Below are 6,530 nucleotides of genomic sequence, written 5' to 3'. Positions count from 1 at the left end.
AGCTGACCCCGCCGAAGTCCCCCCGCTGCACGGCCTGCGCCTGCGGCCCGGCTGTCCGGACCCGACGGTGACCATCCGTCACGTGGCCCCCGTCGGATCCGGCGACCATCCACCCCACCACAGTTAGGAAGGGCACCGCGTGTCTTCGCTCTTCTCCGACTATCAGATCTGGACCGCGCTGTGGGCCACCATCAAGCTCACCATCATCAGCGCGGTCGGCAGTCTGATCGTCGGCACGATCGTCGCCACCCTGCGGCTGTCCCCGGTCGGCATCCTGCGGTTCGTCGGCACGTCATACGTCAACATCTTCCGCAACACGCCGCTGACCCTGATCATCCTGTCGTGCAGCTTCGTGCTCTACATCCAGCTGGGCATCTCGCTGGCGGACTCGGGCAACCCGAAGTTCGCCGACGTCAACGGTTTCCGCCTGGCCGCAGTCGGTATGACGGTCTACCACGCGACCTATGTCTGCGAGGCGCTGCGGTCCGGGTTCAACACCATCCCGATCGGCCAGGCCGAAGCCGCCCGCTCCGTCGGCCTGACCTTCGGGCAGACGATGCGCGAGATCATCCTGCCGCAGGCCTTCCGCGGCGCGGTCGTGCCGTTGGGCAACACGCTGATCGCGCTCACCAAGAACACCACGGTGGCCGTGACCATCAGCGTCTACGAACTCTCCGGTGTGCTCAAGACGGTCACCGAGCGTGACCCCGGCCTGCTCAACCTGGCCTTCATGGTGGTCGGCGCCTTCTTCATCCTGCTGACGTTGCCGATGGGTGTCGGTCTCGGGTGGCTCGGCAAGCGGGTGGCGGTGAAACGATGAGTGCATCAGTCCTTTTCGACGCTCCGGGGCCGAAGGCACGGCGGCGTTACGCGATCTTCGGCGTGATCGGCGGACTCGTCTTCGCCGCGATCATGGCCCTGGTGATCTGGAAGCTGGCGGACAAGGACCAGTTCGCCAGTTACAAGTGGAAGCCGTTCATCGAGTGGTCCACCTGGAAGAGCTACATCCTGCCCGGCCTGCGCGGCACACTCATCGCTGCGGCACTCGCGATCGTGATCAGCCTGATCCTGGGTGCCGCACTGGCGATGCTGCGCCTCGTCGAAGTGCCGACCCGCAAGGGGCCGGCCGCGCTCGCCATACGCGCGCTGCGGTGGGTGGTCACCGCCTGGGTGGAGCTCACCCGTGCCATCCCGGTGCTGCTGATGATGCTGTTCATCTTCGGCTGGCTCAGCGCCCACGGCCAAGGCAGCGGCAGCGGACCACTCATCGCCACGGTGGCCGGTCTGGTGTTCTACAACTCATCGGTGATCTGCGAGGTCATCCGGTCCGGTGTCGACCAGTTGCCCAAGGGCCAGCGCGAGGCGGGCAGTTCGATCGGTCTCAGCGCCGGCCAGACGGTGCGCATCATCCTGTTGCCGCAGGCGATCACCGCCATGTTGCCGTCCCTGATCAGCCAGGTGATCGTGGTCCTGAAGGACACCGCGCTCGGCTACAACGTCCTCTACAACGAACTGCTCTATCGCAGCAAGCCGGCGACCTCGCTCAACGGCAACATCTTCGCCATGCTGGTGGTGCTGGCGGCGATCTACATCGTCATCAACTACGCGATCAGCAAGCTGGCCACCTGGGTGGAGCGCCGGCTGCAGGCCCGCGGTCGCAACACCGGTCCCGCCGCACCGGCGGGCGATCCGGCCGGACCGACGAACGCTCCAGGAGTGCCGGCCGGCGACACCGCCTGAGGAGGCCTCCATGACTCGAACGCTGCTCACCGCCCCGTACATCGTCGCGTACCAGGAGGGCGGTCACCGACTGCTGCGGGACGGTTGTGTGGTGGTCGAGGACGACCGCGTCGTGCACGTCGGCACGTCATACGACGGCTTGGTGGACGTCGAGCGCCGACTGCCCGACCGCATCATCACGCCGGGCTTCATCGACACCCATGCACACTTGCACTCCTCCCCCATCGACAAGTCGGTCCAGGAGGACCACGGGCCGCGACAGTTCTGGCTGACCGGCCTCATCGAGATCCTGCCGGCGGAGGACGCCGGGCTCACGTCCGCCGGCATGCGCAGCTGCGTCGACTACTCGCTCATCGAGCTGGCCCGGTCGGGCACGACGACGGTCATGCACCTGGGCGACGAGGCGGAGTATGTCGCCGACGAGCTCGACCGGGTCGGTCTGCGTGGGTATGTCGCTCCCTCCTACCGGTCCGGCCGGTGGTTCACGCCGGACGGCAAGCGGGTCGACTACGAGTGGGACGTCGCTGCCGGCCAGGAGGGTCTCGCCCGGGCCGTCGACTTCGTCCGGACGCAGGGATCCCGGGAAGCAGGGCGCGTCCAGGGATTCCTCGGTCCCGCGCAGGTCGACACCAGCGCGGCGGAGTTGCTGCGCGACTCCAAGCAGGCGGCCCGCGAGCTCGGGGTGCCGGTCTCGCTGCACGCCGCCCAGGGCGTGTGGGAATTCAACGAGATGACCCGGCGGCACGGCCGGACGCCGATCGAATGGCTCGCCGATCTGGACTTCCTCGGACCCGACACCCTGCTCGGGCACGCCATCTTCATCACCGGGAACAGCTGGGTCAACTTCGCCGGTGACGACCTCGGCCTGCTGGCGCAGTCCGGCACGTCGGTGTCCTACAACGCCTGGTGTTTCGCGCGTCGCGGCATCCTGATGGAGTCCTTCCCGGCATACGTCGAGGCGGGCGTGAACATGTGCATCGGCACTGACACCGCGCCCCAGTCGATGCTCGAATCGCTGCGGTGGACGGCGATCTCGGGGAAGATCACCTCGCGCCGCGCGGACACCTCGACCGCCAGGCGCGTGTTCGATGCCGCAACCCTGAACGCGGCGCGGCTGCTCGGCCGCGACGACCTGGGCCGGATCTCCCCCGGCGCCAAGGCCGACCTGTTGTTCTGGCGGACCGACTCCTTCGGTATGGCGCCGCTGCGTGACCCGATCCGCAACATCGTCTATTACGCGCAGCCGTCGGACCTGGCCGACGTGTGGGTCGACGGCAACCCGGTCGTCGAGGACGGCACCGTGCTGGGCACTGACCTCGAGGCGGCCGCGCGCGGTGTCCAGGCCGCCGGGGAGCGTGTCTGGGCGCACTGGCACGAGGGCGACTGGGCCGGCCGGACCCTGGAAGAGCTGGCCCCCACGACGTTCCCCGATTTCGTGGAATCTCCCTGACGCCCGCCTCCGGACGAGCTTCTGGGGCGGAATTCCGACTGCGCTGACGCCCTTCCTCGGTGCCGGTGCGTAGGCTCCGAAGATGACCACCACGGGCCGTATCCGATGAGCTGGGATGACCTCGGGCACTGGGTGATGTCACCCGGTTTCGGCGGGGTTGCCGCCGTACTGGCTGCCTCGTTGGCGTTCTGGGGTGCTCAGTCCGGCCGGCGCAGCGCGGACCAGCGTGCCCGCGAAGAACGCTGGTGGGAACAAGCCCGCTGGGCCGCCGACCTGTTGCTCCAGGGAGACGATCGGCAGGCGCTGGGCATCGCAGCGTTGGACCAACTGGTGCACGAGGCTCCCGACGTGGAAGCGGCCCTGTTCGCCCGGGTGGCGCTGCAGCCGATCGTCTTCGCCGGGGAAGAAGTCGAGTTGGTGGACGGTTCACAGTTCGACGAGGCACAATCGTCATACGAGGAGACGGAGGAACAGTGATGGCCGACAACACAGCAGGCAACGCGAAGTCGGGCCGATACGTCTCCAAGAAGGAAGCCAATCGAGCCGCCGCCGCGAGGGTCTACATCGCCGCGAGCAAGAAGGCCGGCAGACCCGTCCCGCCCTCCGTGCAGCGTCTCGCCGCGCAGGGCAGCTGACTCGCACAACGGAAAACGGCCCGGATTCCCGGGCCGTTCTGCTTGCTCCCCCACTTGGACTCGAACCAAGAACCCTCCGGTTAACAGCCGAATGCTCTGCCAATTGAGCTACAGGGGATCGCGCGTCGTGCGCGAAGAAACCATAGCAAATTCGCACCCGCAACACCGAATCGGCCGGGCTACTGCAGGCCGACCGCATCCTCGACGAACGCCCTGGTCCGGGCCACCGCCTCCTGCACCTGCGGATCGTCGGCGCGGGCGCCGCGGCCGAGCACCGTCTGGGTCAGCAGCGTGCCGGCCTGCAGGTCCCGCCGGACGACGACACGCCCCTTGGCGCGGCCCTGCAACGGCAGCTCCTCGGCCAGCACGATGCTGGCCCGCACGCGCTCGTGGAAGGTCTCCGGCAACCGGGTGTCCTGCTCGCCGAACGTCCACTGACCGGGTCGGCCGCCGCCGATCCAGGTCACGGTGAGCGTCCATGTCTGCGGCTCCCACTGCCCTGCGTCCACCTCGTGCCAGGGACGCGCGGTGACCTCACCGCTCGTTGCCACCTCCGTCAAGTGCCAGGTGGTCGCGACGACGTGCGCACCGGTGAGCTTGTCCACCGCTGAGGCGAGCACGCGCTCACCCTTGACGAGCTCGAGTTGCTGGTGCACCTCGGGCGGAAGTTGCGGTCGGGAGCGCTTCAGGAAGGACATGCTGTCCATTCTCCACGTGGCGCCCACGGACCGGCTCACTCGGTTTCGACACCCGGCTCGTTCCTCACCGCTACTCAACCGGCGTGGGGGTGCTCACTCCAGGTTGGCCAGGAGCTCCGCCAGTGTCCGCTGCAGCGTGGTCAACTCGGCCGAGATGCCACGCGCCTGCTCCGGATCGTCGCTGCGTCGCAACGTGCTCATCACCTGCGCGATCCTGCGCCGCAGCGCCACCTCCCGCACGCGCACGACCAACGACCGCACGTAGTGCCAGTCGGGGCGGCCCTGCGAGTCCAGCTTGGTCGGCAACGGCTCGACCGCCAGCTGGGCGACCAGCGGCCGCACCACCTCGGGCACCGTCTCGTTGATGGCCGACACCCAGGCGCTCTGGCTGCGGGTCGGGTCGATGCCGACGGTGCGCACGGCTTCGAACACGGCGCGGTGCGCCGGCGCGGTCAGATCGGCGGGATCGACCGGGTCCAGCTGCTGGGTCGGTACCGCGGACGGGAACTGCACCACGCACTGCAGCAGCATGTGCTCGGCGCGCACGATCGGGTCACGGAGGTTGGGTGGCTCGTATGCCGGCGCGGGTGCCGACGTCTCGGCGGCCGCCTCGGGCTGCCGATCCCGAGACTTCTGGGCTGCCTCTGCGATGCCGCCGCGCGGGGCGCGCCGGACCGCTTGGGTGAAGTCGTCCACGTGGACACCGATCTGCCGGGACACCTCCCGGACGAGTTCGTCGCGGCTGAGCGGGTCGCGGATGTCCGCGACGATCGGCGCCAGCGCACGCGTGGCCGCCACCCGGCCACCGACGGAGTCCAGGTCGAAACGGGCCAGCGTGGTCCGCACCACGAACTCGAACATCGGCGTCGCCCCGTCGACCAGGTCGCGCACCGCGTCGGGCCCCTCGGACATCCGCAGCTCGCACGGGTCCTGGCCGTCCGCGGCCACCGCGACATACGACTGCGAGGCCCACCGCTGGTCCTCGTCATACGCCTTGAGCGCGGCCTTCTGGCCGGCTGCGTCACCGTCGAAGGTGAAGATCACCTTGGCCGGGTCTCCCCCGCGTTCGTCGCGCAGCAATCGCCGCAGCAGTTTGATGTGCTCCACGCCGAACGCCGTCCCGCACGTCGCCACCGCCTGGGTCACGCCGGACAGGTGGGCGGCCATCACGTCGGTGTAGCCCTCGACGATGACAGCCTTGCGGTCGTCGGCGATGGACTTCTTGGCCAGGTCGAGGCCGTAGAGCACTCGCTGCTTCTTGTAGATCGCTGTCTCGCCGGTGTTGAGGTATTTGGCCGGTCGTGGGTCGCCGTCGAAGATCCGGCGGGCACCGAACCCCACTGTGTCACCGGTGATGTCGTGGATCGGCCACAGCAGCCGCCCCTGAAAGACGTCGTATCCGCCCCGGTTGATCAGCCCCGCGGCGAGCATCTCGTCGCGGTTGAATCCCTTGTCCCGCAACACTTTCGACAGGGCGTGCCCATCCGTCGGGGCGTAACCCAGGCCGAACTGCTCGGCGATCGTGCCGTCGAAGTCGCGGCCCCGGAGATAATCCCGTGCGGTGCGCGCCTCGGGCATCCCGGGCAGCAACGACGCGTAGAACTCCGCGGCCACCCGGTGTGCCTCGAGCAGCCGGGTGCGTCGGCCGATGCTCTCCCCGCGGGGCCGGACACCGTCCTCGTAGTGCAACTCGACGCCGGCCTTGCCCGCCAGCCGTTCGACGGCCTCGGCGAAGCTGAGATGGTCCACCTCCTGCACGAAGGAGATGACGTCGCCGCCCTTCTGGCAGCCGAAGCAGTGATAGAACCCCTGTGTCGGGTTGACCGAGAAGCTCGGCGTCTTCTCGTCGTGGAAGGGGCACAGGCCCACCAGGTTGCTGCCCGACCGGCGCAGCGTGACGTGCTCGCTGACCACGTCCTCGATCGAACTGCGCTCCTTGACGAGTTCGACGTCTTCGGACTTGATGCGACCCGCCATAACATCAGGCAGTCTAGGTCCCCGCGCTCA

The 6,530-nt window shown here is 68.3% G+C and carries 7 protein-coding genes and 1 tRNA gene; 5 read left to right on the top strand and 3 right to left on the bottom strand.

Annotated features, from left to right (window positions below):
* Positions 1-139: 139 nt before the first annotated feature.
* From ACTHL4_RS09825 to ACTHL4_RS09805, 5 genes are all read left to right on the top strand, one after another.
* The gene (locus ACTHL4_RS09825; RefSeq protein WP_440282574.1) at positions 140-820 is read left to right on the top strand and encodes an amino acid ABC transporter permease; all 681 of its coding nucleotides are present in this window, start codon (positions 140-142) and stop codon (positions 818-820) included.
* On the top strand, positions 817-1,740 hold the full coding sequence (locus ACTHL4_RS09820; protein ID WP_440282573.1) for an amino acid ABC transporter permease: 924 nt from the start codon (positions 817-819) through the stop codon (positions 1,738-1,740). Before ACTHL4_RS09825 ends, ACTHL4_RS09820 begins: the two co-directional genes overlap by 4 nt.
* 10 nt (positions 1,741-1,750) lie before the next feature.
* Entirely contained in the window at positions 1,751-3,190 is a 1,440-nt protein-coding gene (locus ACTHL4_RS09815) for an amidohydrolase family protein (RefSeq protein ID WP_440282572.1), read from the top strand.
* A 105-nt stretch (positions 3,191-3,295) separates the two neighbouring features.
* Positions 3,296-3,667 (top strand): hypothetical protein, encoded by a 372-nt coding sequence (locus ACTHL4_RS09810; protein WP_440282571.1) that lies wholly within the window; start codon positions 3,296-3,298, stop codon positions 3,665-3,667.
* Entirely contained in the window at positions 3,667-3,825 is a 159-nt protein-coding gene (locus ACTHL4_RS09805) for a hypothetical protein (RefSeq protein WP_440282570.1), read from the top strand. The genes ACTHL4_RS09810 and ACTHL4_RS09805 overlap by 1 nt, the downstream gene beginning before the upstream one ends.
* 45 nt (positions 3,826-3,870) lie before the next feature.
* Here the strand turns inward: ACTHL4_RS09805 and ACTHL4_RS09800 are convergent.
* The 3 genes from ACTHL4_RS09800 to dnaG form a co-directional block, all read right to left on the bottom strand.
* Positions 3,871-3,943, bottom strand: a tRNA-Asn gene (locus ACTHL4_RS09800).
* A gap of 61 nt (positions 3,944-4,004) precedes the next feature.
* Positions 4,005-4,523 carry a hypothetical protein gene (locus tag ACTHL4_RS09795; RefSeq protein WP_440282569.1) on the bottom strand — a complete coding sequence of 173 codons (519 nt, stop codon included), beginning with the start codon at positions 4,521-4,523 and terminating at the stop codon, positions 4,005-4,007.
* Positions 4,524-4,616: 93 nt separating this feature from the next.
* Positions 4,617-6,500, bottom strand: coding sequence for a DNA primase (dnaG, locus tag ACTHL4_RS09790; protein WP_440282568.1), 1,884 nt, complete (start codon positions 6,498-6,500; stop codon positions 4,617-4,619).
* Between the last annotated feature and the right edge of the window lie 30 nt (positions 6,501-6,530).

This window comes from Flexivirga sp., from assembly GCF_051955415.1.
Taxonomy (GTDB): Bacteria; Actinomycetota; Actinomycetes; order Actinomycetales; family Dermatophilaceae; genus Flexivirga.
The sequence above is the reverse complement of the archived record's forward strand: the minus strand, read 5'-3'. Positions and strand labels throughout refer to the sequence as shown.

Excerpts from the sequence above, each read along its gene's own strand:
- ACTHL4_RS09795 (WP_440282569.1), bottom strand. The coding sequence starts at position 4,523 with ATGTCCTTCCTGAAGCGCTCCCGACCGCAACTTCCGCCCGAGGTGCAC.
- dnaG (WP_440282568.1), bottom strand. The coding sequence starts at position 6,500 with ATGGCGGGTCGCATCAAGTCCGAAGACGTCGAACTCGTCAAGGAGCGC.
- ACTHL4_RS09810 (WP_440282571.1), top strand. The coding sequence starts at position 3,296 with ATGAGCTGGGATGACCTCGGGCACTGGGTGATGTCACCCGGTTTCGGC.
- ACTHL4_RS09815 (WP_440282572.1), top strand. The coding sequence starts at position 1,751 with ATGACTCGAACGCTGCTCACCGCCCCGTACATCGTCGCGTACCAGGAG.
- ACTHL4_RS09805 (WP_440282570.1), top strand. The coding sequence starts at position 3,667 with ATGGCCGACAACACAGCAGGCAACGCGAAGTCGGGCCGATACGTCTCC.
- ACTHL4_RS09820 (WP_440282573.1), top strand. The coding sequence starts at position 817 with ATGAGTGCATCAGTCCTTTTCGACGCTCCGGGGCCGAAGGCACGGCGG.